Genomic DNA, 25315 nt, shown 5'->3' with positions numbered 1-25315 from the left:
ATGTCTGGCGGATTAGTCACAGCAGCATACATTGTTGCCGCAATTCTTTTTATTTTCAGCCTGGCGGGACTCTCAAAGCATGAGACCTCGAAGCAGGGCAATTACTTTGGCATCGGCGGGATGGCGCTGGCGCTGCTGGCAACCATTTTTGGTCCAGACAGCGGTAACGTCGCCTGGATTTTACTGGCGATGGTCATAGGCGGAGGAATCGGTGTTCGTCTGGCGCAAAAGGTCGAAATGACAGAGATGCCAGAGCTGGTAGCGATTCTGCACAGCTTCGTTGGTCTGGCCGCGGTGCTGGTTGGGTTTAACAGCTATATCGATCACGCACCGGGCCTGCCTGCGGTGATGGAAAACATTCATCTGACCGAAGTCTTTCTGGGCATCTTCATTGGTGCGGTGACCTTCACCGGTTCGGTGGTGGCATTTGGCAAGCTTCGCGGCAAAATCTCATCGCGTCCGCTAATGCTGCCGCATCGCCACAAGCTCAACCTGCTGGCGCTGGTGGTCTCTTTCCTGCTGCTGTTATGGTTTGTACGCACCGGCAGTACGGCTGCACAGGTGTTTGCGCTACTGTTGATGACGCTGATTGCCCTGGCGTTTGGCTGGCATCTGGTGGCGTCAATTGGTGGCGCGGATATGCCGGTCGTGGTCTCCATGCTTAACTCCTACTCAGGATGGGCGGCCGCGGCTGCGGGCTTTATGCTGAGCAACGACCTGCTGATCGTGACGGGTGCGCTGGTTGGTTCTTCGGGTGCCATTCTCTCTTACATCATGTGTAAAGCAATGAACCGCTCGTTTATCAGCGTGATTGCCGGGGGATTTGGTACTGACAGCAGTGCAGGTGGCGAGAGCGAAGAGGCGGGTGAACACCGCGAAATCAGTGCGGAAGAGACAGCAGAGATGCTGAAGCACTCTTCCTCGGTGATTATCACGCCGGGCTACGGCATGGCCGTCGCGCAGGCACAGTATCCAGTGGCGGAAATCACTGAAAAACTGCGCGCGCGCGGCATCAAAGTACGCTTTGGGATCCATCCGGTTGCCGGACGTCTGCCAGGCCATATGAACGTGCTGCTGGCAGAGGCGAAAGTGCCTTACGATGTGGTGCTGGAGATGGATGAGATCAACGATGATTTCACCGATACCGACACGGTGCTGGTAATTGGCGCAAACGACACGGTTAACCCGGCGGCGCAGGACGACCCGCGCAGTCCTATCGCAGGCATGCCGGTGCTGGAAGTGTGGAAAGCGCAGAACGTTATCGTCTTTAAACGCTCAATGAATACGGGTTATGCAGGCGTGCAGAATCCGCTGTTCTTCAAAGAAAATACCCATATGCTGTTTGGCGACGCCAAAGCCAGCGTAGAGGGAATACTCAAAGCGCTGTAAAAAAAAGAGCGGCCCGGTGGCCGCTCTTTTTTCATTCGTCATCATCCTCTTCGTCATCGTCAAGCGTGACCGGAGAGGCAAAATCATCGGGCTTGATCGCCAGCAAATCGCAGCGCAAATGATCGATCACCTGTTCCGCCGTATTGCCCAGAAAAGCGGCCGACAGACCGGTACGTCCAATGGTGCCGAGTACCACAATCCCGGCACTCAGCTGGCCTGCGATATCCGGAATGACCTCTTCAGGCATACCTTTGGCAACGTGCGTGAACTCCTCGCGAATAGAAAACTTCTGGCGCAGCGCTTTCATGGCCACCAGATGCTGGCCGCGAATGGCGTCGTTATAGACGCTGGGATCAAAGTCGGGCAATTCGATAGCAATGTTAATAGGCGTGACGGGGTATGCACCCACCAGATGCACTTCGGTATGGTTGACCATCTCCGCCAGCAGCGTTGTTTCACGGATCAGTTTCTGGTTCAGCTCATCGTGGTGCGGTTCCTCACTGGCAAGGTTAACCGCCACCACGGCTTTGCCGCCCTCAGGCCAGGGCTGATCTTTCACCATCCAGACCGGGCAGGGGCATTTGCGCAGCAGGTGCCAGTCGGTAGGAGTAAAAATCACTGCCTCCAGCCGATCGTGCTGATGTGCCATCTTCAGCACCAGATCGTGCCCGTGCGCCAGTACCTCCTGAATAATTGCCTCATAAGGCCGGTTATGCCACACCACCTTAATCTCAATCTCGACGCCCGCTTCCAGATAGGCGCGCGCCTGCTCGCGGATCCACTCGGTGCGCTGGCTAATAACACCTTGTCGCATAGAGGCGCGTTCGTCAGGCGACAGCAGCGTCGTCATTTCATATGAAAAGTCATAAATCGGCAAAAAGGCCTTAATTTTGCCGCCAATACGCTGATTGAGGTAAACCGCGCGGCGTAGCGCAGGCTGATCGTCTTGCTGTGAGTCGATAGCAACCAGAATATTTTGGTAGCGAGACATAGGGAAGAACTCCTTAAACCAACGCGAACTGGTTTAAAGATAGCCTAAGTTAACGGCAGGAAGAAGCAGAAAAGTTACTGTGGGATCAATAAAATAACAAAAACCGGTCAGCGGTTGGCGTTGCAGGCACATGACGCCTGTACCTGCAACGCTAACCATTAGGCAGCCAATTATTTAAGCAGCCTGAACGCTCTGACCGGCCAGTTCAGAAAGCATGTCGTGATTTTCAATAGTGATATATTTGCCTTTTACCGCCAGCATGCCCGATTTTTGAAAACGGCCCAGCAGGCGGCTGATGGTTTCAACCGTGAGGCCGAGATAGTTACCGATATCGCCACGCGTCATGGTCAGACGGAATTCACGCTGTGAAAAACCGCGCTGGCCGAAACGACGGGAAAGATTCCAGATGAAAGCGGCTAACCGTTCTTCTGCATTTTTCTTCGACAGCAGCAGGATCATATCCTGATCGCCTTTGATTTCGCCGCTCATCAGACGCATCATCTGCTGACGCAGGGCAGGCATTTTGCCGGAGAGATCGTCCAGCGTTTCGAAAGGAATTTCGCAGACCATGGCCGTTTCCAGCGCCTGAGCAAAGCTGGGGTGATTACCGGTCATGATGGCATCAAAACCAACCAGATCGCCCGCCAGATGGAAGCCAGTGATCTGTTCATCGCCCTGCTCAGTGATGGTATAGCTTTTAATGGTGCCGGAGCGGATAGCATAAAGAGATTTGAGATCATCGCCGGCTTTAAACAGGGTCTGACCTTTCTGGATGGGTTTTTTTCGCTCGATAATATTGTCAAGCTGATCCAGCTCATGTTCGTTCAGGGTGAACGGAATACACAACTGACTGATGCTGCAGTCCTGACAGTGGATGGCGCAGCCACCTGACTGAATACGGCGAATGGTGCGTTTTTCAGTGATCATATTGTACGCTCGACGATTATTGACTGGGGTCAATTTTAACATTTTTTGGGCCGAAGGGAACTCGTCCGAGGAGTTTTAGGCTTACAAAGTGTAGGGACGTCAGGCATGGCGCAGAACCCAGCCGTATCAAGCCTTCCGCGTCACATTTTTTAAATCTGGCACGAAAACTTTCCATTTTTTTGATGCAGATACGCTTTTTGCGGGTGCAAAAAGTGACCGAGATCGAGACTGGCGCAGGCTTTTAGCCCTTTGCTACTATTGGAATGCAATGGCCCATTTGTTTCATTTATTCGGCGTGAGAAAATTCCATGAACCTTGACGATGAAGACCTGTTTCGGGATGCCATGGGAGATGTCACTCCTTTGAAAGATACCGCCAGTACGTTATGGCTGAAGTCGCCTTCTACCAAAGCGCCGCGTCGCATTGAAGAGGACGTGGCAGATGAAAACTTTCTGACACGCGGCTATCTCGACATCATCCCCCTCACCACACCACTGGAATACAAGGCTGATGGCATTCAGCAGGGCGTGCTGGACAAGCTGCGCAAAGGCGAATACAAGCTGGATGCCAGCCTGAACCTGCTGCGCCAGCCGGTCGAGACATGCCGTCAGGCGCTGTTTACCTTTATGCGTCAGGCGCGTAAGGATGGCCTGAGAAATCTGCTGATTATCCATGGCAAAGGGCGTGACAACGAATCCCATGCCAATATTGTGCGCAGCTATCTGGCGCGTTGGCTGCGCGAATTTGACGATGTCCAGACGTTTTGTATGTCGCAGCCGCATCACGGCGGCGCAGGCGCGATGTATGTCGGCCTGCGTAAAACTGAAAAAGCGCGTCTTGATAACCGCGAACGTCACGCCAAACGCAGTCGTTAATCAGGGGATTTACGGATGGTAGCCATAAGAATTTCTGCGCTCAGGCTAAGCGGAGCGCCGGTGCGGGTGATGATGCCAACCGGCTCGCCCGGTCCAGCTGAGCTGAGCGGCAGGGCGCACAGGGCATTATGCGCCAGATCTTCTTTAATCGCGCCAGACGGGACAAACCATACATAGTCATAACGCAGCGCCAGCTGGCGTGCCAGCGAGGTTGAAGAGGTTTCAACGCAGGTGCTGGGCAGTCGACACTCTTGTTCATCCAGCATCTGTTGCGCAATACGTCGGGGAGCCGTGCCTTCAGGAGAGATCACCACGGGCCACTGCATGGCGCGCGAAAGAGTGACGTTGTCACCTAAAAGCGGGTGCTCAGGGCGAACGACGAGTTTGAGGGATTCCAGAAACAGTAACTCATAGGTCAGCCCGGCCATCATTTCACTGTCAGCCATGCGACCGATTCCGAGATCAAATTCCCCGGCACGTAATCCAGCCAGCAGCACATTGTTATGCAGCGTAGCGACCTGAACCGTGGTATGCGGCTGCTGCTGGTGAAAGCGATCGAGAATCTGCGGCAGCATACCCATGGCCGCCGTGGTCAGGGCACCCAGGCGAATAATTGCCGGGCGCGTGGAAGCGGGCAGGCTGATGCTCTGGCCGGCATGATTCAGTGCGTCAAGCACCTTAACCGCATGGATCAGGAACTGTTCGCCCATGGTGGTCAGCTGCGCACCGAGTCGGCCGCGTTCAAACAGGCGCACGCCGGTCAGCTCCTCCAGCTCATTAAGGGTTTTTGACAGGGCTGGCTGACTCAGGCTCAGGGTTTCTGCGGCCCGACCCAGCGTGCCCTGTTGCGCGACCGCCACAAAGGTATGAAGATGACGCAAGCGAATGCGCTGATTGAAAAGGATATTTTTGTCCATTCCGCCAACTTAATGAGTTTTCAGTATCCACAGCAACTATTAAAGCTGGGATTTGTTAACTTTGTTGCAAAATAATATTAACAAAAGGTCTGAAAGTACATTGATGCTTGATTCGGCTGAAAATTTTTTAAGGTGCTTCAATCAGCGTTATAAAACGGGCTTGTTAACCCTGCAGTTATTTCAGTAACTTAGCGACATAATGTTGAATAGTTCTCAATATCATATAAAAATCAGACGCCTTATTGTTAACGATCGGCTATCATAGCAGCCGTTTTTTTTACCAAAACTGATGCCTTATCCAGTGAACGCAGTGAGGAGTTTGCAGTGACCAGCGTCGAGGCAGTGGATGTCCGCCAGTTAATCAATCAGTCAGAGCTGAGCCGTTGGCAAAAGCGTCTGATTGCGCTTTGCTTTATTGTCGTTGCTCTCGACGGCATGGATATTGCGCTGATGGGGTTTATCGCGCCGACGCTAAAGGCAAGCTGGGGCGTTACGAACCATCAGCTTGGTCTTGTCATTAGCGCTGCACTGGTGGGGCTGGCACTGGGGGCGATGCTGGCTGGACCGCTGGCTGACCGCTACGGTCGACGCATGATGATCATTCTCAGCGTCTTTTTCTTTGGGCTGTGGACGCTCGCAACCGCTATGGCCAGCACCATCGAACAGATGATGCTGTTTCGCTTTCTCACCGGACTGGGGCTTGGCGCAGCCATGCCTAATGTGGGCACGCTGGTCGCTGAGTATGCGCCCGAACGCCGCCGCGCTTTTATTATTACCGTGGTGTTCTGCGGCTTTACTTTCGGAGCGGCGAGCGGGGGCTTTGCGGCATCCTGGCTGTTGCCACGCTATAGCTGGCATGCGGTGATGCTGGTGGGCGGGATCCTGCCGCTTATGGTCCTGCCTTTTTTAGTGCGCGGGTTGCCGGAGTCGGTGCGGTTTTTAATTAGCCGCCGCGCGCCCGCGTCGCGCATTCACGCTATTCTGGAGCGCATGCTGCCGGGTGCTACCCATCCCGACAGTGCGTTTCATACGCAGGAAACCGCGTCAGCGACGCAGGGTGCCATTACCACCGTGGTCTCACGTCGTTACCTGTTCGGCAGCCTGATGTTATGGGGCAGCTACTTTATGGGGCTGTTTCTGGTTTATCTGATTGGTAGCTGGCTGCCGTCGCTGATTAATACGCTGGGCATGTCGGTTACCGAGGCGGCCATTATTACCGCCATGTATCAGGCGGGTGGCACGCTGGGCTCACTGTTTGCCGGCTGGCTGATGGACCGCTTCAACGCCAGCCTGTCGCTGGCGGCGATCTATTTCTGTGGGGGCGTAGCGATTGTTGCACTCGGCTTCTCACCGGCAGAAGCCGATATCATGAGCGGCATCGCCTTTTGTAGTGGCTTCTGCTTCAACGGCGCCAATACCGGTATGAACGCGCTGTCGGCCAGTTACTACCCAACCCATGCCCGTGCCACAGGCTCCAGCTGGATGCACGGTGTAGGACGCGTCGGTGCCATCCTGAGCGCGTTTGTGGGCGCTGAAATGCTCTCACTCGGCTGGTCCTTTAGTCTGATCTTTCTGCTGCTGGCAATCCCGGCGCTGTTGACGACGCTGATGCTGGTACTGAAAAATCGCTACGGCTTTAAGCCGATCACAAATCCATAACTTTTTCGCCTGCCGATGACGCGTTGCTTTACAGTAGCAGCAACGTCGATCAAGACAGGAGCAGGTAACATGGATCACTTCCTCAGCGCGGACGCCATCCGTACGCGCTTCTCCCAGGCGATGTCTGCTATGTATCAGCAGGAAGTGCCGCAGTACGGCACGCTGATGGCGCTGGTGCATCAGGTTAACCAGCAAAGCCTGACAGATAACCCCGCCCTCAAAGCCCGGTTAGACGCTACCGACGAGCTTGAGCGCCTCAGTCTGGAGCGTCACGGCGCGATCCGCGTTGGCACGCCGCAGGAGCTGGCGACATTGCGCCAGATGTTTGCCGTAATGGGAATGGAGCCAGTGGGCTATTACGATCTCTCTCAGGCGGGCGTGCCGGTTCACTCCACCGCATTCCGTCCCGTCAGTGATGCCGCGCTGCGTCGCAATCCTTTTCGCGTTTTTACCTCGTTGCTGCGCCTGGAGCTGATCGAAAATCCTCAGCTACGTGAAAAAGCCGCTGCCATTCTGGCGCAGCGCGACATCTTTACGCCGCGCTGTCGGGCACTGATTGCTCAGCATCAGCACCGGGGTGGACTGAATGAGGCGGACGCAGATATTTTTGTGAAAGAGGCACTGGAGACCTTCCGCTGGCACACGCTGAGCACCGTTGATAGCGTGACTTATCAGGCACTGAGTCAGCAGCATCGGCTGGTGGCCGATGTAGTCTGTTTCCCCGGCTGCCACATTAATCACCTCACGCCACGTACGCTGGACATCGATCGCGTCCAGGCGCTGATGCCGGAACATGGCATCACCCCGAAGACACTGATTGAAGGCCCGCCGCGCCGCGCCGTGCCGATTCTGCTTCGCCAGACCAGCTTCACAGCGCTTGAAGAGCCGGTCATCTTTCAGCAGGGTGAGACGGGTACGCACACCGCGCGCTTTGGTGAAGTTGAACAGCGCGGTGCTGCGCTGACGCCAGCTGGACGGGCACTCTACGATCGCCTGCTGGCTGAAGCGGGAACCGGCGCAGACAACCAGCAGCATCAGCAGCACCTGGCTGAGGTGTTTCGCGCTTTTCCTGATGATGAGCAGACCCTGCGTGAACAGCGGCTAGCCTGGTTTGACTACCGTCTCAGTGAGCAGGGAGAGGCGCAACCACCTCAGCCGGGGGAATCCCTGACGTCACTGATCGCGCAGGGACGGATTGTCGCCGATCCCATCGTCTATGAGGACTTTTTGCCGGTAAGCGCCGCCGGCATTTTCCAGTCGAACCTGGGGGATCGGGCGCAGGCACGCTCCGCTGGCCATGCCAGCAAACACGATTTTGAAGCTGCGCTTGGCGTAAAGGTTCAGGATGAAATGCAGCTCTACCAGGCGCGGCAGCAGCAGTCGCTGGCGCGCTGCGGCATTCGCGAGGCGTAACCGGTGCGATTCGGCATAATCTGCAAATGCACTAAGGACATAGACAATATCTTAACGGCCTGTAGATAATGCGGTAACGCTTTATCAGGGAACAGGTAATGAAAAACAGACAACCTCTGCGCCTAATGACAGCGGAAGGCGAGCTAAGAGGGGGTATGGATGATGATCTTTTTGTCTTTAAAGGCATCCCCTTTGCCGCTGCACCCACAGGCGCGCTGCGCTGGCGCGCGCCGCAGCCAGTCGCGCCCTGGCCGGGTGTGCGTGATGCCGTCACCTTTGGCGATGCCAGCTGGCAGAACCGCGAGCTCTGTCAGATCGCTGGCGGCGGCGATCCGGGACCGCTCAGCGAAGACTGCCTCTATCTCAATGTCTGGACGCCCGATGTCGCACCGTCGCGGCCACTTCCGGTAATGGTGTGGCTGCACGGCGGCGGTTTTGCAATGGGGTCTGGCGCGCTTCCCCCTTATGATGGCAAAAGGCTGGCGGCACGCGGTGCTGTGGTGGTGACAATAAACTACCGCCTCGGCCATCTGGGATTTTTTGCTCATCCCGCTCTGGATGCGGAGTATCGCAACGGCGGCGTGGTCAACAACTTTGCCTTGCTCGATCAGATTGCAGCCCTGCAGTGGGTGCAGCGGAATATCCCGGTATTTGGCGGTAATCGTGACAACGTCACTCTTTTTGGTGAATCCTCTGGGGCGCGAAGCATATTGTCACTTTGCTGTTCACCGCTGGCGGAAGGACTGTTTCACAAAGGTATCGTGCAGAGCGCCTACGGCCTGCCCGACCGGACACGCAGCGCGGCTCTGCAACAAGGCGAACAGATAGCCGCGCATTTCGGACTGAAAGATGCCACCGCAGAGCAGCTACGCGCCTTGCCGGCCCATGCCTTCTGGTCACTTCCGCCGCCGCTGGCTCAGGGTCCGGTACCGATTGCGGGCGACGCTGTGCTACCGCAGCCAATGCTGACAACCTTTATGACAGCCCGCCAGCATCGTATTCCCCTGATAGCGGGCAGTAACAGTGACGAAGCGAGCGTGCTGACCTACTTCAATGTTGATACCGCCGAGGTGATGCGGCAACTCCGGGCCAGCAGGCCACTCAGCTATCGGCTGCTGAAATGGCTGTACGATATTCACGACGATCGCCTGCTGGGACGGGCGGCAGCGCGCGATATGGCCTTTAGCGTCATGCCGTGGATTCTGATGCGCGCGCAGCACAACGTGGGGATGCCGGGCTGGCGCTACTGGTTCGACTATGTGTCGGAGCGTTCGCGCGACCTCTATCCGCATGGTGCCTGGCACGGCAATGAGGTGCCCTATGCGTTTAATACCCTGGCGGCAATGACTCCCGGCGACATCGGGCGCCCCTTTACGGAAACCGATCACCTTTTATCACAGCGTATGGCCGATTACTGGTTCACCTTTGCGCGAGACGTGGGGGAGTTTAGCCATCGTCTTGAAGGCGAGCTAAGCTGGCCCGCCTGGCATCCGGAGGAGGATCTGACGCTGTCGTTTGGCGAGAAAGGAAAAAATGCGCTGTCGCTGAAACGCAATTTCATGCGCGCTCGCCTGCGGCTGTTTCGCCTGATGATGAGAAGCATGGTGAAGCTCTGACGGCTAAGTTCAGGTCCGCTGCACAGACCACTGCTTTAGCTGATTAGCGAATTAAGCGCTTAGTCTCTAACCCCGCAGCGGCTTTTAGCGATTTTTTTGCTAACGAAAAGGCTATACCTTCCCCGAACCCTGCCGATAACGCCAGTATGCCCGAGATGATCGGGCCTTCCCGGTTCTCACCGTCAAGGAATTGGCTATGCGCATTTTAAAGAATTTCACTATTCGTACCGTCATGCTCTGGATCCTCGGTCTTTTTTGTCTCCTGTGGTGTGCGGTAGGCTGGTTCAGCGTGCACTCGCTTGGCGCGCTCAGTGAAGGCAATGAGATCGATCGTCATCTGGTGGATCAGATGACCACGCTGAGCAAAGGCAATGATCAGTATTTTCGCGTCATTACGCGCCTGTCGCGCGTGATGGGCAACAAGGCCAACGGCGCGCAGCCCGGCGAGGCAGAGTGGAAGCCGGTTCAGCAGGCGCTGGATAATATGACGCAGCAGCTGGCTCAGTTTAAGCAGATGGCTCCCGGCCCCATGGACGCACAGCTTGTCGATCAGGTCATTAGCAACTGGCAGAAACTGCTGGATGAAGGGGTGACGCCGCAGCTGGAGAAGGCGCGGCAGGAGACGCCGGAAGCCTATCGACAGCAGGCCAATGAGATCACCCCCGCCCTGAGTCGAGCATTTGGGGCCAGCGCTGACGGCTTTAATAAGGCGGCAGCGGTCAAGCTCGATCAAACCCGCATTATGGTTGATCATCTGATGGCGCTGACCAAAATCACGCTGATGAGCGCCGTCGTTATCGGGCTGCTGATCCTGTTATTCACCGATCGCTACCTGGTCACAATGCTGGTCAAGCCGCTGGAGCGCATTCGCGACCATTTTGCACTGATTGCCAACGGCGATCTCAGCCAGTCGATGGCACCGTTTGGCCGCAACTGCGTAGGCAAGCTGGTGCCGTTACTCAGCGCGATGCAGGATAGCCTGCGCGAGGCTGTCAGCGCCATTCGCGGTGGCACGGAGAATATTGCCCGTGGGGCTGCGGAGATCTCTGCGGGCAATAACGATCTCTCATCACGCACCGAAGAACAGGCGGCGGCGCTGGAGCAGACCGCAGCCAGCATGGAGCAGCTCACCGCCACGGTAAAATCCAATGCCGACAACGCCCGTCAGGCCAGCCTGCTGGCTGCAACCGCGTCGACAACGGCGCAGCAGGGCGGCCAGCTGGTCAGTGAGGTCGTAACCACTATGAACGGTATCTCCGGCAGTTCAAAAAAGATTGCAGAGATTACCAGCGTGATAAACGGCATCGCCTTCCAGACCAATATACTGGCGCTAAACGCGGCCGTTGAGGCGGCGCGCGCCGGGGAGCAGGGGCGTGGCTTTGCGGTTGTTGCCAGCGAGGTGCGCAATCTGGCGCAGCGCAGCGCGGCCGCGGCAAAAGAGATTGCTGCGCTGATTGAAGACTCTGTCCAGCGCGTGGACAAAGGCGCGACGCTGGTCAGTCATACCGGGGCCACGATGCATAATATTCTGAAGTCGGTGCAGGACGTTGATGCCATCATGAAACAGATTGCCGCTGCGTCGGAAGAGCAGAGCAAAGGTATTTCGCAGGTTGGCGTTGCGGTGACAGAGATGGACAGCGTTACGCAGCAGAATGCCTCGCTGGTGGAGGAGGTCTCTTCTGCCGCCGCTGCGCTGGCACGACAGACCGAATCGCTGGAGGCCTCGGTTGCCCGGTTCCGTCTGTCAACGCAGGATCGCGCGATCAGCCCGCCAGCGCGTGCCGCCTCAGCCGCGGCTCCGCGCCCGATGGCAGAGAGCAACGGCGACTGGGTGACCTTCTAGTGCCCTGACAGCCACGCCGCCAGTTCAGAGAGAAAGGGCGGCGCATGGTGGGGCGAGCGTTGCAACAGACTATAGGCCGCCCCGGTTTTCACCCGACTGGCAAATGGCGCAATCAGACGGCCGTTTGCCAGATCGCTCTCAACCAGATTAATATCCGCAACCGTTACGCCAAATCCCTGAATCGCCGCGCTGATAGCCAGATCCATGGTGCTGAAGTGCTGATTACGCGCCATTGTCAGCGTGATGTTTTGTGCGGTCAGCCACAGTTGCCAGTCGCGGGTATCGCAAGTGGGATGCAAAAAGGTCATCGCGGCCAGTGCGTCAGGCGTGGCTGGCACCCTCATATTTGCCGCCATCACGGGCGTTATCGCCTCATCAAACAGATGTATCGCGCCTGACGGCGTTGAACCGTAAACAATGGCTGCGTCAAAACCCTCCAGCTGGCTGTGGTGATCCAGCGTGGTGGTCAGGGCAACGTGCAGGTCAGGCTGCTGCTGCTCCAGCGTCACCAGCCGCGGCACCAGCCAGCGCATGGCGCAGGTTGGCGCTTTTAGCCGAATAACGCCGTTATGGCGCATGGCCTTAGTGGTGGCGTTGACCATCTGCTCAAAACCCTGCTGCAGCTCCGGCAGCAGCGCGGCGCCCTGAACAGTCAGCCGCAGTCCGCGTGCATGACGTTCAAACAGCGCAAAGCCAAGGTAGTGCTCAAGCGTCGCAATTTTACGGCTCACCGCGCCCTGAGTGACGCAAAGCTCACCGGCTGCGCGGGTGAGGTTGAGGTGGCGCGCCGTTACCAGGAATGCGTGAATGGCGTTGAGGGGCAAAGGATGCGACACAGAGGCTCCAGCTATGCATTTTAGTCATAGCTATTATGACAACAATTCGCTTGTCGGCTCAAGCGCTGCGCCGTTGAATAGAAATAAGATAAGTTCACATTTTTATGCAGGTTAGCCAGGAGTTGTTGCCATGAAAAGCAGCGTTAATTTCTCTTCAAAACTGCCCGATGTGGGTACCACGATATTTAGTGTCATTGGGCAGCTCTCTGCGCGCCACCACGCTATTAACCTGTCGCAGGGCGCGCCTAACTTTCCCTGCGATCCGATACTGGTTGAAGAGGTAAGTCGCGCGATGCGCGAAGGACATAATCAGTATGCACCGATGACCGGCTGGCCTGCGCTAAAGGAGGCGCTGGCGGCTAAGGTGGCGACGCTATACGGTCAGCATTACGATCCTGCGACAGAAGTGTTGATCAGCGGCAGCGCCAGCCAGGGCATCTATATGGCCATTACGGCGCTGGTGAATCAGGGGGATGAAGTCATCTTTTTTGAGCCTGCGTTTGATAGCTATGCGCCGGTCGTGCGTCTGCAGGGCGGCACGCCGGTGGGCCTGAAGCTGCAGTTTCCTGATTACGCCATTAACTGGAGTGAACTGCGCGCGGCTTTAACGCCGCGTACCCGCATGATAATTATTAATACGCCGCATAATCCGAGCGCACAGGTGCTGACGCCTGCGGATCTTGAGCAGCTGGCGGCGCTGACGCGCGGCACCGATATCGTGGTGCTCTCAGATGAGGTCTATGAGCATATTGTGTTTGACGGTCGCCCCCACTGCGGCATGGCGACGCATCCGGAGCTGGCACAGCGCAGCGTGATTGTCTCCTCCTTTGGCAAAACCTTTCACGTGACGGGATGGCGCGTGGGCTACTGCCTGGCACCCGCAGAACTGATGGAGGAGCTGGTGAAGGTACACCAGTTCATGATGTATTCCGCTGATACGCCGATGCAGATAGGTTTTGCCCACTATTTGCAGCATGCAGAGAACTATCTGTCACTCTCCGATTTTTATCAGCAGAAGCGCGATCGCCTGGTGGCGCTGCTGCAGGATTCACCCTTTAATCTGCTGCCGTGTGCCGGTTCTTTTTTTGTTTTAGCCAGCTACGGACATTTCAGTGACGAACCGGATAGCGAGATGGTAAAACGTCTTATCGTTGAACACGGTGTGGCAACCATTCCGCTTTCAGCGTTTTATATGGACGGCACCGACAACAACGTGATTCGTCTCTCTTTTGCTAAAGACGATCTTACCCTGCAGCGTGGTGCAGAAGCGCTCTGCCGGCTCAAGGGTTAATCTCAGGGGAAAACAACATGAAAAAAATGAATGCACTTTTTCTTGCGCTGGGCCTGATGAGTTCAGCGCACGTGCTGGCGGCGGAAACGCTGCGCTATGGCGTGGAGTCACAGTATGCGCCGTTTGAAAGCCGCAACGCGAAGGGTGAGCTGGAAGGGTTTGATATCGATCTGGGCAATGCCATCTGCGCCACGGCCAAATTAGAGTGCCACTGGGTAGAAAGCAGCTTTGACGCGCTGATCCCGGCGTTGCAGGCGAAGAAGTTCGACGCCATTAACTCGGCAATGAATATTACCGAAGCGCGGGCGAAAAGCATCGATTTCACCAACCCGATTTACCGCATTCCCAGCATGCTGATTGTTAAAGAGGGTGAGAAGCTGCAACCGACCGCGGATGCGCTGAAGGGCAAAAATATTGGCGTGTTGCAGGGCTCTATTCAGGAAACCTATGCCAAAAAACACTGGGAGTCTCAGGGCGTAACGGTGACCTCCTACCAGGATCAGAACCAGGTTTATAACGATATGGTTGCGGGCCGCCTCGACGGCACGCTGGTGATGTCTGCTGCGGGTCAGTCAGGCTTCCTCGATAAACCGCAGGGCAAGGGCTTTACCTTCGCCGGTAAAGCCGTGGAAGATGACGCGATTCTGGGAACCGGCATCGGTTTCGGCCTGCGCAAGGGTGATGCGAAGCTGAAACAGACGCTGGATGCGGCCATCGTCAAAATTCAGGATGACGGCACGGTGAAAAAGCTGGCCGAGAAATATTTTCCTGGCATTGATGTCAGCGTGAAGAAGTAAGCATAAAAGGGCGGCTGCAAGGCCGCTTTTTTAGGGGGATTGCGAGGGCAGGGCTAAGGCAGACTGCGTAAACCCGAGCCGTTAGCGTTTCGCCGCCAGCAGGCATAGCTTTTCTGCCACCTGATACGACTTCACAAACGATTCAATGGGCAAAAACTCAAAGCGCGAATGGAAATTATGCGCGCCGGTAAAAAAGTTCGGCGTCAGTAATCCCTTTGCCGACAGCGCCGCTCCGTCAGTGCCGCCGCGCATTGGGATGACTTTGGGCTCAATGTCCAGCGCTTTTAGCGCCGTGAATATCAGGTCGATGGCACGACGATCCTCACCGACGGCGTTGCTGATGTTGCTGTAAATATCACTGATGGCGATTGTCACGTTCCCCGTGGGATAGCGCTGCGCAATCTCCGCTACCGCCTGGTTTAGCTGTGCTTTGCGCGCGGTAAAGGCCTCGAGATCAAAATCACGAACAGAGGCTTTCAGCGTTGCCTGACTGGCCCCCGCCTGCATCTCGTTAAACCAGATATAGCCTTCGCGCCCCTCGGTATGCTCCGGCGTCTCCAGACGATCGAACAGGCTGATAAAATCGTGAGCCATCAGCAGCGGGTTAACCAGTACTCCTTTTGCTGACATCGGATGGGCCGGCACGCCGGTGAAAACAATCTCTGCGGAGGCCGCATTAAAATTTTCATAGACCACTTCGCCCAGTTCGCAGCAGTCAATGGTCCAGGCAAAATCGACGTTAAAGCGGGTTTCCAGATCGAGCGCTTTGGCACCGCGCAGACCAATCTCTTCATCTGGCACAAAAGCCACCACGATATCGCCGTGATCGCCTTGCAAATTTTCCATCAGTGTCATCACTACCGTCACCGCCGCCTTATTATCCGCGCCAAGCACGCTGGTGCCGTCGCTGAAAATAATCTCCTGACCGAGATAGGGCGCAATTTCTGGATGCTCATTACGACGCAGCCAGATATTTTCCTGCGCGTTGAGCAACAGATCCTCGCCTTGCCAGGTCAGAATTTGCGGATGAATATGGGGCGAAAGGCCGACGTCAACGGTATCAATATGGGTGATAAAGCCAATGCGCGGCGCCTCACGGCGCGTGCCGCGCTTAACCGCCGTTACCGTGGCAAACGCGTCAATCACGACCTCATCCAGACCAAGCGCGGTCAGCTCCTGCGCCAGCAGCGCTGCCATAGCGTGCTGGTTTGCTGTGCTGGGCAGAGTAGTGGACTTGGCGTCGCTCTGACTGCTCACCGCCAGATAGCGGAAAAAACGTTGAGTTAACTGATTAGCAAGGGCTGTCATCACTGATCCTTATTTGTCTGCCAGGCAGGATTCGTTATGTTAAGAAAACGTGGTATCCATAAAGCGCAGCGATCATTTAGGGAATCTGACCAACGGAAGTCAATAAAAAGTGAGGAAATGATGAAAGTGAAGATAGCAATGCTGGCGTTGCTGACGGCGGCGCTGGCGCACCCTGCCAGCGCAAAGACGCTGGTTTACTGTGCAGAGGGCTCACCGGAAAATTTTAACCCACAGCTCTACACCTCGGGAACCAGCGTGGATGCCAGCGCCGTGCCGGTATTCAACCGGCTGGTGGATTTCAAATATGGCACCACTGAGCTGGTGCCAGGCCTGGCTGAAAGCTGGGAGATCAGTCCGGACGGGAAAACCTACACCTTTCACTTGCGTAAAAACGTTAAGTTTCAGAGCAATAAAGCCTTTACCCCCAGCCGCGATTTTAACGCGGATGACGTCATTTTCTCATTTATGCGCCAGATGGATGTGAAAAACCCCTATCACAACGTCTCTGGCGGCACCTATGCCAACTTTGACAGCCTGGAGCTGAGCACGCTGATCACCCGCATTGACCGCGTAGACGATCATACCGTGCGGTTTAACCTGAGCCATGCCGAATCACCCTTTCTCGCCGATCTCGGCTGGTATTTCGCATCGATCCATTCCGCCGAATATGCCGACCAGATGCTGAAAGCGGGCACGCCGGAAAAGGTCGATATGGAACCGATCGGCACCGGCCCGTTCCAGCTGGTGCAGTACCAGAAAGACTCGCGCATTCTCTATAAGGCGTTCCCGGACTACTGGGCAGGCAGGGCAAAACTGGACCGTATCGTCTTCAGCATTACCCCCGATGCCTCGGTGCGGCTGGCTAAACTGGAAAAGGGCGAGTGCCAGGTGATGCCGTTTCCCAATCCCGCTGACCTGGAGAAAATGCGCAGCAACAGTGCGATTAACCTGATGCAGAAGGCGGGTCTGAATACCGGCTTCCTGGCTTTCAACACCACCAGACCGCCGATGGATAATGTGCAGGTGCGTCAGGCGCTGGCGATGGCCATTAACAAACCTGCCATTATTGATGCGATTTTTAAAGGCACCGGCACCGCAGCGAAAAATATCCTGCCACCCGCCATCTGGAGCGCAAACAACGATCTGAAAGATTACGACTACGATCCGGAAAAGGCGAAGTCGCTGCTGCAACAGGCAGGTATTAAGCCGGGCACTGAGATTTCACTGTGGGCGATGCCGGTTTCACGGCCCTATAATCCGAATGCGCGCCGGATGGCGGAGATGATTCAGGCGGACTGGGCAAAGGTAGGGATCAAAGCCACCATCGTCACCTATGAATGGGGCGAATACCTGAAGCGCGTGCGCAGCGGGGAGCATCAGGCGGCGCTGATGGGCTGGACTACCGCAACCGGCGATCCCGATAACTTCTTTGGCCCGCTCTACAGCTGCAAATCTACCCAGGGTGGCTCTAACGCTTCAAAATGGTGCTATCAGCCGTTTGAAACGTTAATCACCGAGGCGCGCGCGGAGCCGGACAAAGGCAAGCGTACCGCGCTCTATCTTCAGGCGCAGCAGATAATGCATGACCAGATGCCGGCGGTCATGATTGCGCACTCGACTATCTTCGAGCCGGTGCGCAAAGAGGTGAGCGGCTACGATATCGATCCCTTTGGCAAACACATTTTCTATCCGGTTGATATCAAAAAGTAATCACGGCAGCGATGAGGCAATCTGATTCAGGCGCAGCTGAAGAAAGGTCAGGAAGGGCGACAGCGCTGCGTTGCGCTGTCGGCCCGATACCCGCTGAAGTTGCAGCGTGCGCTGGCTGAGCTGGTCAACGCCTGTTTCGCGCAGTACCAGATCCTGTCGGGCAGCGTTAAGCAGGGTAAAGGCACTGCTGATGGTAATGGCGTCTGGGGTATTGCGCAGGAACTGATAAAGCGAGGCAAAATAGTCGCAGGTCAGCACCGGCTCAATCACGCAGCCGCGCATCTGACAGGCGAGATCGAACAGCTGACGCACCGTGGTGTTCTGCTCCGGCAGCGCCATCGGGTAGTGGCTGAGCGCCTCCAGCGTCACCGGCTGTCGGGCCAGCGGATGATCTTTATGCATGACCAGCAGCACCGGCGCGGGCCAGGACCCCATCACTTCAACCCCGCGCTCAGGGTGCAGGCTGAACTGCAACGCCACATCACATTCTCCGGCCCGAACCTGTTCGGCCACGGCCTGCGATCCCGCTACGTTCACGGCGAAATAGACGCCGGGATTAAGGGCGCGAAACGCCGCCAGCAGTTCAGGCAGCAGGCTGAACGCCATGCCATCGGTGCAGGCGATGCGGATTAGTGTCCGGCGAATCGCCTTGAGTCCTTTGATCTCCGCCAGTGCGTGATCCATATCCAGCTGGCTCTGGCGTACCTGACGAGCAAAAATTTCGCCCGCTTCGTTCAGCACCATGCCGCGAGCATGACGTTCAAACAGCGGCGCGCCAACCTGTGCCTCCAGACGCTGGATCTGACGGCTGATGGCGGAGACCGCAACAAACAGCTGTTCACTGGCCGCACTCAGCGAGCCGCTGTTCGCCACGGCAAGAAAATAGCGAATTTCACTGCTCAGCATCGTCTCTCCTCTGCACTGCATCAGTGCGTGCTTCTTTTTCGGGCATAGTAGCTTTGCTTTTTAAGCAAGGCTATCTCGATAAATTGATTATTGTGGCAACGCCTGACTTTTGGCAAAGATAGCCCGACAACAGTATAAAAACGACAGGGCAAACATGACTGAACAACAGGCCGTTCAACAGGCGATGCGCTATTTCGACAGTGGGGAATTTCAGCAGCTTCTGGCGCGCCGCGTGGCGTGTGTTACTGAAAGTCAGCGCGAGGATCGCGACCGCGAGCTGCACCACTATCTGCACGGTGAGATTGGTCCTCAGCTGGCGGCGCTTGGCTTTACGCTGCACTTTATCGACAATCCGGTCGCTGATAATCGCCCCTTTTTGATTGCAACCCGTATCGAAGCGTCGGCGCTGCCTACGCTACTGATGTACGGGCACGGCGACGTGGTGTTTGGCGATGATGAAAACTGGCGCGACGGGCTGAACCCGTGGCAGCTGACGGAAGAGGACGATCGCTGGTACGGTCGCGGCAGCGCAGACAATAAAGGGCAACACTGCGTTAATCTTGCCGCGCTGGAGCAGGTGTTTCATGCGCGCGGTGGCCGTCTTGGGTTTAACTGCAAAATCCTGTTTGAGATGGGCGAAGAGATCAGCTCACCGGGTCTGGCGGCGCTCTGCCAGCAGCAGCAGGCTCTGCTGCGTGCCGATCTTTTTATCGCCTCTGACGGCCCACGCGTCAGTGCGCCGCGGCCGACGCTGTTCCTTGGCTCACGCGGCGCGGTTAATTTTCGCCTGACCATCCACGCCCGTGACAACGCTTACCACTCTGGCAACTGGGGCGGGCTGCTGAGTAACCCCGGCACCCAGCTGGCAAATGCCATTGCCTCTCTGGTTAATGCCCACGGCGTATTGCAGGTTGAGGCGCTGAAGCCGGACTCGCTGAGCGCGGCAGTACGCGCCATCCTCAGCGACATTGAAGTGGGGGGAATGCCAGGCGATCCGGCGCTGGCGGTTCACTGGGGGGAACCGGGTCTGACGGCGGCTGAGCGGCTCTATGGCTGGAACACGCTGGAGGTGCTGACGTTTGAGGCCGGCAACCCGGCGCGGCCGATGAACGCTATACCCGCCACCGCCACCGCGGTATGCCAGCTGCGTTTTGTAGTGGGAACCGACTGGCAAAATCTGGTTTCGCACGTCGATGCGCACCTGCGTGCGAGCGGGTTCAACAACGTACAGGTCGATTTTCTGCGCGGGTCACCTGCAACGCGTCTTGACCCGCAGAGCCCGCTGGTGGCCTGGGCACTGGAGAGCCTCGCCGCCAGCAGCGGCAAAAAACCGGCGTTGTTGCCTAACCTGGGTGGCTCACTGCCCAATGAGGTCTTTTCCGACATACTGGGACTGCCAACGCTGTGGGTGCCGCACTCCTATCCCGCCTGCGGCCAGCATGGCGTCAATGAGCATATGCTGAAGTCTGTGGCTCGCGAAGGCCTGCAGATCATGACGCGGCTGTTCTGGACGCTGGGCGAGGAGGGGGAAGCACTGCTGGCGCGTCAGCACGCCTGGCAGGGAGATCGTGCATGAGCAGCCTGACGCAAACGGCATCCGTTGTCCAGGCTAAGCCGGGCCTGTATAAAACCCTGTTCGCCACCTGCATCGGCAACGCGCTTGAGTGGTTCGATATTGCGGTATACGGCTTCTTCGCCAGCTATATCGCCCACGCATTTTTTCCCACCAGTGACGCGTCGGTTTCGCTGCTGCTGACCTTTGGCAGCTTTGGTATCTCTTTTCTGATCCGGCCGCTTGGTGCGGTGGTGCTGGGCAACTATGCCGATCGCCACGGACGTAAAAAGGCGCTGCTGCTCTCTATCAACCTGATGATGCTGGGCGGTGCGATGATCACCTTTATGCCGGGGTATGGCACCCTGGGTCTGGCTGCGCCGCTGCTGATTATGCTGGCGCGACTGATTCAGGGCTTCTCTGCAGGCGGAGAGTTCGGTAGTTCAACCGCGTTTCTGGTGGAGCACTATCCCGAACGCAAAGCCTTTATCGCCAGCTGGCAGTTTGCCACTCAGGGGGCCAGCACGCTGATGGCGTCAGCTTTTGGCCTGGGCCTGACGCAGATACTCAGCGAGACGCAGATCCAGGCGTGGGGCTGGCGTATTCCGTTCGCCTTCGGCCTGCTGATCGGCCCGCTGGGGATCTATATTCGTCGTCACGTCCATGAAGCTGCCAGCTTTGTACAGGCCGAACGAACGGAAGCGCCGTTGAACAAGCTGTTTGGTGATCAGAAGGCGCTGATACTGCTGGCGGTGGGCCTGATGGTGATATCAACCGCGGTGAACTACATGCTGAACTACGTACCGACCTATGCGACGAAAACGTTGCATCTGCCGGGAAGCGTTGCGTTCAGCGCGACGCTGCTGGCCGGCGTGATTCTGACGGTGGTGACACCGCTCATGGGATTATGGGCCGAGCGCGTAGGGCGCGTGCCCCTGATGTGGGGATCGCTGCTGCTGTTACTGGTTACGATCTGTCCGGCCTTCAGCTATATGGTAAACCACACCTCGCCGCTGACGCTGATGCTGCTGGTAGGCTGGATGGCGCTGCTGAAATCGATCTACTTTTCAGCCGTACCCTCAGTGATGGCAGATCTCTTTCCGCTCAGCACCCGTGCCAGCGGAATGGCTATCAGCTATAACGTTGCGGTGACGGTGTTTGGTGGTTTTGCACCGTTGATCTGTACGCTGCTGATCGACGCCACTGGCACCAGTCTGGCGCCAGGTTATTACCTGATGACGGTGTCGCTGCTGAGCGCCGTGGCGCTGCTGCGCAGCCGCTCGCGCCTCTGCTAGAAAAAACCGCCCGAAAGGGCGGTCATCGGTGAAACCTCGGTGGCGGCAGGCAGCCACACCCGGCAGCCCAAAAACCTGTGGCCCCCTGGCGTAAGCCGGGGCGCAAAGCGCAAGGTTTTTCCGTTTCTGTCGGGCTCTTTTGCCTGCGCGCCCTCTGATCACAGCGAAAACTGCAGGTAGGCCACGTGGGTTTGAAGATACTCTTCCAGCCCGTGACGTCCGTCTGCTCCACCAATACCCGACTTGCGCCAGCCAGCATGGAAGCCCTGCATCGCCTCAAAGTTCTCGCGGTTGACGTAAGTTTCGCCAAACTTTAGCTTACGCAGCGCGACCAGCGTGGTATTCAGGTTTTGTGTGTAAAGCGATGAGGTCAGGCCATATTCACAGTCGTTTGCCAGTGCAATGGCTTCGTCCAGCGTGCTGAAGGTCATTACGGGCAGCACAGGCCCAAAAATCTCTTCGCGCATGATCGCCATATCCTGGCGGACGTTCGTAATGATGGTCGGCTCGAAAAAGAAGCCTTTATTCCCGGCGCGTTTGCCGCCCAGCACCACGTTAGCGCCCGCGGCAATCGCCTCTGCCACTTTTTTTTCCACGCGCGCCAGCGCCGCGGCCGTAATCAGCGGCCCCATATCAAGATCGCGCTGTTCGGCAGGGTCGCCAAATTTTACCGCTTTGAACGCCGCTGTTAAGGCACTCATAAAGCGATCATAAATGCTTTCCTGCACATAAACCCGCTCCGCGCAGTTGCACACCTGTCCGCTATTGATCACGCGTGAGCTAACGATCGCTTTTACCGCTAAATCGATGTCAGCATCCTCCATAACGATAGCGGGCGCTTTGCCACCCAGCTCCAGCGAGACGTTGGTAACGTTTCTGGCGGCGGCCTGCATGGTGGCTACACCCGCGCCAACGCTGCCGGTCAGGCTCACCAGACCGACTTTAGGACTGGACGCCAGCTCCTGGCCAATCTCTGGGCCATAGCCATAAACGATGTTGATCACTCCTTTGGGCAGGCCGACCTGCTGCACGATCTCGGCAAAGATAGCGGCATTCAGCGGCGTCAGCTCGCTCGGCTTAATCACAATCGTATTGCCTGTGACCAGGGCAGGGGCCGCTTTGCGCGCAATCAGAAAGAAGGGGAAGTTCCATGGCAGAATGCCGGTGGTGACGCCAATCGCTTTCCTGAATACCAGAATATTTTCGTCAGGGCGATCGCTGTTCAGGATCTCGCCCTCATAGCGACGCGCCCATTCGGCCATATACTCCATATAATCGGCCGTGAAGCGCACTTCGGTCTGCGCCAGCCCGTGCGTTTTACCACCTTCTGCAACGATCGTAGCAGTCAGTTCAGCCTCGCGCTGACGCACAGCGGCTGCCAGCTTGCGCAGCCAGCACCCGCGTTCAACGGCAGGCAGCGCCTCCCAGGCAGGCTGTGCCGCCTCGGCCGCGTCGATTGCGCGGCTCGCTTCCTGAGCGCTGCCTTCAGGTATGCGTGCCAGCAGCGCTTCAGTGGCCGGATTTATTACGTCAATCCACCTGTCACTCTGGTGCGCAATAAACTCGCCGTTGATGAAGTGTTTAAGTTCTGTTGTCATTTGCTGAACCTCTGATGCAGGGAGTGTTAATAAGATGTTTTATAAATGCAGCGTGAAACAAAACCTCGCCTGACACCTTAACCTGAATGCCATCCGCTGGGCGCTGCTGGCAAATAAACAGAGACTGGAGGGGGGGAGTGACGAAAAACGGTTGTAATGTTCTGACTGAGGCCGCATATCTCCTCTGCATTGCGCAAAACGGATTTTGGGCCAACACTTTCAGTAAGCATGAGGAGGATGTTATGGCTAGCGGTTGGGCGTCAGACGGCGCCGTGCAGGAACAGATCGAAAGTACGGTTAACGATGAAATCGCCCGCGTGCGTGGCACGATGAGCAAGGGCGAGAGCGCTGAATTCTGCGAAGAGTGCGGGGAGCCGATCCCTCAGGCTCGTCGGGATGCAGTGCCTGGCGTGCGCTACTGTCTTGCCTGCCAGCAGGCGCACGATAAAGAAATGAAAGGCAGCACGCTGTTTAACCGACGCGGCAGTAAAGACAGCCAGCTGCGTTAGTTCAGGAACCTGGCATGGCGAGTCCGCTGCTGATAAACCATGCCAGAAAACCCACGCCAGCGACAATGATGGCAACTGGAAACGCCATTCCCCACTTCATAAACACCTCATATTAATAGCGTCAGGCGACCTGCATTACGGCACGGTGCGTCCTGAGCATGCTGAATAATTGAAACTGGCTGGCATCACTCACATCACGCATGACCTCTCCCTTTTTATAAATGATGGTGTGCACCTGTCCCAACTGACGCCAGACCACCATTGCAGAGGCAATCAGCGCACAATTCTCTTCCGCCTGCTGGCACTCCAGCGTCGCGTAGCGATCGTCTTCCAGCCCGTTAAGAAAAATTTTTAGCGCGTCGGAAGGCAGGATGGCACGCAGGTCGTCCAGCATAACGCGACTGACTGAGCGCGTTAAAAAAACGGTTAGCCATTTTGCCGTCATCTCACCCCCTGCATTAACAATTTTCTCCGTTTTATACGGCGTTAACGACGATTAGTGAAGCAATCTTTGCTTCACTGCCTTCCGCCTGCAAACAGTGACAACCCGCTTAAAAATGTGCTGCCTGCCTCGGCAATTTGCCAAAAAAACCTGAATAATAAGCAACTTAATAATTTTTTTTGTGCTGTCAGTCTGACAAAGTTAAAAATGTGATCCGAAAAAGGATTTTCTGGTGGATATTGCCATTTTGCTCTTGCCATCGGCAGCCATTCAAAGGCCTGGGTCTTCAGGCGCACTGTAGACTGCCTGCTAATCAGGAGACCTCTTCCTGTTAGCCTCCACCCTACGCAAGGAATAACAATGAACAGTGCCATTATCGCAGGTATCTTCTGGCATTTCGTCGGTGCTGCCAGTGCCGCGTGCTTCTACGCGCCATTCAAACAGGTTAAAAAGTGGTCATGGGAAACCATGTGGTCGGTAGGTGGGTTAATGTCGTGGCTGATTTTGCCGTGGGCCGTGAGTGCCTGTCTGCTGCCCGATTTCTGGGCCTATTATGGCCGTTTTAGTATCAGTCAGTTGCTGCCGGTATTTTTGTTTGGCGCCATGTGGGGCGTGGGTAATATCAATTATGGGCTGACGATGCGCTACCTCGGTATGTCGATGGGGATCGGTATTGCTATTGGCATCACGCTGGTGGTTGGAACGTTGATGACCCCGCTGATTCAGGGACGTTTTAGCGAACTGTTTGCCTCAACTGGCGGGCGGTTGACGCTTCTCGGCGTTGCGGTAGCGCTGGTCGGGGTGGCAATCGTTTCGCGTGCAGGTCTGTTGAAGGAGCGTGCGCTGGGGATTCACGCGGAAGAATTTAACCTGAAGAAAGGGCTGGTACTGGCCGTGCTGTGCGGCATTTTCTCGGCGGGTATGTCCTTTGCCATGGAGGCGGCAAAGCCGATGCATGAAGCAGCGGCGCAGATGGGTATCAATCCGCTTTACGTCGCGCTACCAAGCTACGTGGTAATCATGGGCGGGGGCGCCCTGGTGAACCTGGCGTTCTGTTTTATCCGTCTGGCGCTGAAGCCTGGCCTGTCACTGCGACAGGATCTTTCGGTGGCGAAGCCGCTGCTGCTGGCCAACCTGGCCTTTGCGGTACTGGGCGGTACCATGTGGTATCTGCAATTCTTTTTTTATGCCTGGGGCCATGCCAGTATTCCGCCGCAATATGACTATGTCAGCTGGATGCTGCATATGAGTCTTTATGTGTTGTGCGGTGGGCTGGTTGGGCTACTGATGAAAGAGTGGACGTCGGCGGGACGCCGTCCGGTGAGCGTGCTCTCTGTCGGCTGTGTAGTGATTATCATCGCAGCCAATATCGTGGGGCTTGGGCTGGCCGCATAGCGCCTTTCTCATCTCTGCGCGCGCTTTATCCGCCGAGACTGCTGAG

General features: G+C 56.5%; 23 protein-coding genes. 13 read left to right on the top strand and 10 right to left on the bottom strand.

The window, feature by feature from the left end; all coding sequences use genetic code 11:
- Positions 1-1389, top strand: a complete 1389-nt coding sequence (gene pntB / locus HP564_RS12840; RefSeq protein WP_371243601.1) for a Re/Si-specific NAD(P)(+) transhydrogenase subunit beta — start codon at positions 1-3, stop codon at positions 1387-1389.
- Positions 1390-1420: 31 nt separating this feature from the next.
- Here the strand turns inward: pntB and uspE are convergent, their stop codons facing one another.
- Together uspE and HP564_RS12830 are read right to left on the bottom strand one after the other, a co-directional pair.
- A complete protein-coding gene (gene uspE / locus HP564_RS12835) occupies positions 1421-2380 on the bottom strand; it encodes a universal stress protein UspE (RefSeq protein WP_371243599.1) in 960 nt (319 codons plus the stop codon).
- A gap of 174 nt (positions 2381-2554) precedes the next feature.
- Positions 2555-3307: an FNR family transcription factor gene (locus HP564_RS12830; RefSeq protein WP_371243597.1), complete on the bottom strand. Its 753-nt coding sequence runs from the start codon at positions 3305-3307 to the stop codon at positions 2555-2557.
- A 308-nt stretch (positions 3308-3615) separates the two neighbouring features.
- Here HP564_RS12830 and smrA point away from each other — a divergent pair, with 308 nt between their 5' ends.
- Positions 3616-4182: a DNA endonuclease SmrA gene (gene smrA, locus HP564_RS12825; protein ID WP_371243595.1), complete on the top strand. Its 567-nt coding sequence runs from the start codon at positions 3616-3618 to the stop codon at positions 4180-4182.
- Here smrA and HP564_RS12820 read toward each other — a convergent pair.
- Complete coding sequence (locus tag HP564_RS12820; protein WP_371243593.1) at positions 4179-5099, bottom strand: LysR substrate-binding domain-containing protein; 921 nt, start codon at positions 5097-5099, stop codon at positions 4179-4181. The two genes, smrA and HP564_RS12820, sit on opposite strands and share 4 nt — an antisense overlap.
- A gap of 324 nt (positions 5100-5423) precedes the next feature.
- Here HP564_RS12820 and HP564_RS12815 point away from each other — a divergent pair, with 324 nt between their 5' ends.
- The 4 genes from HP564_RS12815 (at position 5424) to HP564_RS12800 (ending at position 11630) form a co-directional block, all read left to right on the top strand.
- Complete coding sequence (locus HP564_RS12815; RefSeq protein ID WP_371243591.1) at positions 5424-6758, top strand: MFS transporter; 1335 nt, start codon at positions 5424-5426, stop codon at positions 6756-6758.
- A gap of 69 nt (positions 6759-6827) precedes the next feature.
- Positions 6828-8171 carry a VOC family protein gene (locus HP564_RS12810; protein WP_371243589.1) on the top strand — a complete coding sequence of 448 codons (1344 nt, stop codon included), beginning with the start codon at positions 6828-6830 and terminating at the stop codon, positions 8169-8171.
- A 98-nt stretch (positions 8172-8269) separates the two neighbouring features.
- On the top strand, positions 8270-9787 hold the full coding sequence (locus HP564_RS12805) for a carboxylesterase/lipase family protein (RefSeq protein WP_371243587.1): 1518 nt from the start codon (positions 8270-8272) through the stop codon (positions 9785-9787).
- A 196-nt stretch (positions 9788-9983) separates the two neighbouring features.
- On the top strand, positions 9984-11630 hold the full coding sequence (locus HP564_RS12800) for a methyl-accepting chemotaxis protein (protein ID WP_371243585.1): 1647 nt from the start codon (positions 9984-9986) through the stop codon (positions 11628-11630).
- On the opposite strand, the gene HP564_RS12795 is transcribed toward HP564_RS12800, so the two are convergent.
- A complete protein-coding gene (locus HP564_RS12795; protein ID WP_371243584.1) occupies positions 11627-12466 on the bottom strand; it encodes a LysR substrate-binding domain-containing protein in 840 nt (279 codons plus the stop codon). The two genes, HP564_RS12800 and HP564_RS12795, sit on opposite strands and share 4 nt — an antisense overlap.
- A gap of 130 nt (positions 12467-12596) precedes the next feature.
- Here HP564_RS12795 and HP564_RS12790 point away from each other — a divergent pair, with 130 nt between their 5' ends.
- Both HP564_RS12790 and HP564_RS12785 read left to right on the top strand, forming a co-directional pair.
- Entirely contained in the window at positions 12597-13757 is a 1161-nt protein-coding gene (locus HP564_RS12790) for a methionine aminotransferase (protein WP_371243582.1), read from the top strand.
- 17 nt (positions 13758-13774) lie between these two features.
- Entirely contained in the window at positions 13775-14554 is a 780-nt protein-coding gene (locus tag HP564_RS12785) for a transporter substrate-binding domain-containing protein (RefSeq protein ID WP_371243580.1), read from the top strand.
- 81 nt (positions 14555-14635) lie between these two features.
- Here HP564_RS12785 and pepT read toward each other — a convergent pair whose 3' ends face one another.
- Positions 14636-15862, bottom strand: coding sequence for a peptidase T (gene pepT, locus HP564_RS12780; protein ID WP_371243578.1), 1227 nt, complete (start codon positions 15860-15862; stop codon positions 14636-14638).
- A 120-nt stretch (positions 15863-15982) separates the two neighbouring features.
- Here pepT and HP564_RS12775 point away from each other — a divergent pair, with 120 nt between their 5' ends.
- Positions 15983-17572 (top strand): ABC transporter substrate-binding protein, encoded by a 1590-nt coding sequence (locus HP564_RS12775; protein WP_371243842.1) that lies wholly within the window; start codon positions 15983-15985, stop codon positions 17570-17572.
- Here HP564_RS12775 and HP564_RS12770 read toward each other — a convergent pair whose 3' ends face one another.
- Entirely contained in the window at positions 17573-18478 is a 906-nt protein-coding gene (locus tag HP564_RS12770) for a LysR family transcriptional regulator (protein ID WP_371243576.1), read from the bottom strand.
- A 154-nt stretch (positions 18479-18632) separates the two neighbouring features.
- Here HP564_RS12770 and HP564_RS12765 point away from each other — a divergent pair, with 154 nt between their 5' ends.
- Positions 18633-20054, top strand: a complete 1422-nt coding sequence (locus tag HP564_RS12765; protein WP_371243575.1) for a M20 family metallopeptidase — start codon at positions 18633-18635, stop codon at positions 20052-20054.
- Complete coding sequence (locus HP564_RS12760; protein ID WP_371243573.1) at positions 20051-21325, top strand: MFS transporter; 1275 nt, start codon at positions 20051-20053, stop codon at positions 21323-21325. Before HP564_RS12765 ends, HP564_RS12760 begins: the two co-directional genes overlap by 4 nt.
- Before the next feature lie 158 nt (positions 21326-21483).
- Here the strand turns inward: HP564_RS12760 and aldA are convergent, their stop codons facing one another.
- Entirely contained in the window at positions 21484-22923 is a 1440-nt protein-coding gene (gene aldA, locus HP564_RS12755) for an aldehyde dehydrogenase (RefSeq protein WP_371243571.1), read from the bottom strand.
- A gap of 242 nt (positions 22924-23165) precedes the next feature.
- Between aldA and HP564_RS12750 the strand changes: the two genes are divergently transcribed.
- A complete protein-coding gene (locus tag HP564_RS12750; protein ID WP_371243569.1) occupies positions 23166-23432 on the top strand; it encodes a DksA/TraR family C4-type zinc finger protein in 267 nt (88 codons plus the stop codon).
- Between the two features lies 1 nt (position 23433).
- Here the strand turns inward: HP564_RS12750 and HP564_RS12745 are convergent, their stop codons facing one another.
- The 3 genes from HP564_RS12745 to HP564_RS12735 form a co-directional block, all read right to left on the bottom strand.
- On the bottom strand, positions 23434-23532 hold the full coding sequence (locus HP564_RS12745; protein WP_371243567.1) for a YoaK family small membrane protein: 99 nt from the start codon (positions 23530-23532) through the stop codon (positions 23434-23436).
- Between the two features lie 21 nt (positions 23533-23553).
- Positions 23554-23877: a hypothetical protein gene (locus HP564_RS12740; protein WP_371243565.1), complete on the bottom strand. Its 324-nt coding sequence runs from the start codon at positions 23875-23877 to the stop codon at positions 23554-23556.
- Between the two features lie 71 nt (positions 23878-23948).
- Entirely contained in the window at positions 23949-24170 is a 222-nt protein-coding gene (locus HP564_RS12735) for a hypothetical protein (RefSeq protein ID WP_371243563.1), read from the bottom strand.
- Positions 24171-24234: 64 nt separating this feature from the next.
- Between HP564_RS12735 and rhaT the strand changes: the two genes are divergently transcribed.
- Complete coding sequence (gene rhaT / locus HP564_RS12730) at positions 24235-25269, top strand: L-rhamnose/proton symporter RhaT (RefSeq protein ID WP_371243561.1); 1035 nt, start codon at positions 24235-24237, stop codon at positions 25267-25269.
- Positions 25270-25315 lie beyond the last annotated feature (46 nt).

Source organism: Pantoea sp. KPR_PJ (assembly GCF_041386365.1).
GTDB lineage: Bacteria > Pseudomonadota > Gammaproteobacteria > Enterobacterales > Enterobacteriaceae > Pantoea.
Note: the sequence above shows the minus strand (reverse complement) of the source record. Positions and strands in the feature narration are given on the sequence as shown.

Coding starts and splice junctions, on each gene's coding strand:
- pntB (WP_371243601.1), top strand. CDS start 1: ATGTCTGGCGGATTAGTCACAGCAGCATACATTGTTGCCGCAATTCTT.
- uspE (WP_371243599.1), bottom strand. CDS start 2,380: ATGTCTCGCTACCAAAATATTCTGGTTGCTATCGACTCACAGCAAGAC.
- HP564_RS12830 (WP_371243597.1), bottom strand. CDS start 3,307: ATGATCACTGAAAAACGCACCATTCGCCGTATTCAGTCAGGTGGCTGC.
- smrA (WP_371243595.1), top strand. CDS start 3,616: ATGAACCTTGACGATGAAGACCTGTTTCGGGATGCCATGGGAGATGTC.
- HP564_RS12820 (WP_371243593.1), bottom strand. CDS start 5,099: ATGGACAAAAATATCCTTTTCAATCAGCGCATTCGCTTGCGTCATCTT.
- HP564_RS12810 (WP_371243589.1), top strand. CDS start 6,828: ATGGATCACTTCCTCAGCGCGGACGCCATCCGTACGCGCTTCTCCCAG.
- HP564_RS12805 (WP_371243587.1), top strand. CDS start 8,270: ATGAAAAACAGACAACCTCTGCGCCTAATGACAGCGGAAGGCGAGCTA.
- HP564_RS12800 (WP_371243585.1), top strand. CDS start 9,984: ATGCGCATTTTAAAGAATTTCACTATTCGTACCGTCATGCTCTGGATC.
- HP564_RS12790 (WP_371243582.1), top strand. CDS start 12,597: ATGAAAAGCAGCGTTAATTTCTCTTCAAAACTGCCCGATGTGGGTACC.
- HP564_RS12785 (WP_371243580.1), top strand. CDS start 13,775: ATGAAAAAAATGAATGCACTTTTTCTTGCGCTGGGCCTGATGAGTTCA.
- pepT (WP_371243578.1), bottom strand. CDS start 15,862: ATGACAGCCCTTGCTAATCAGTTAACTCAACGTTTTTTCCGCTATCTG.
- HP564_RS12775 (WP_371243842.1), top strand. CDS start 15,983: ATGAAAGTGAAGATAGCAATGCTGGCGTTGCTGACGGCGGCGCTGGCG.
- HP564_RS12770 (WP_371243576.1), bottom strand. CDS start 18,478: ATGCTGAGCAGTGAAATTCGCTATTTTCTTGCCGTGGCGAACAGCGGC.
- HP564_RS12765 (WP_371243575.1), top strand. CDS start 18,633: ATGACTGAACAACAGGCCGTTCAACAGGCGATGCGCTATTTCGACAGT.
- HP564_RS12760 (WP_371243573.1), top strand. CDS start 20,051: ATGAGCAGCCTGACGCAAACGGCATCCGTTGTCCAGGCTAAGCCGGGC.
- aldA (WP_371243571.1), bottom strand. CDS start 22,923: ATGACAACAGAACTTAAACACTTCATCAACGGCGAGTTTATTGCGCAC.
- HP564_RS12750 (WP_371243569.1), top strand. CDS start 23,166: ATGGCTAGCGGTTGGGCGTCAGACGGCGCCGTGCAGGAACAGATCGAA.
- HP564_RS12745 (WP_371243567.1), bottom strand. CDS start 23,532: ATGAAGTGGGGAATGGCGTTTCCAGTTGCCATCATTGTCGCTGGCGTG.
- HP564_RS12740 (WP_371243565.1), bottom strand. CDS start 23,877: ATGACGGCAAAATGGCTAACCGTTTTTTTAACGCGCTCAGTCAGTCGC.
- rhaT (WP_371243561.1), top strand. CDS start 24,235: ATGAACAGTGCCATTATCGCAGGTATCTTCTGGCATTTCGTCGGTGCT.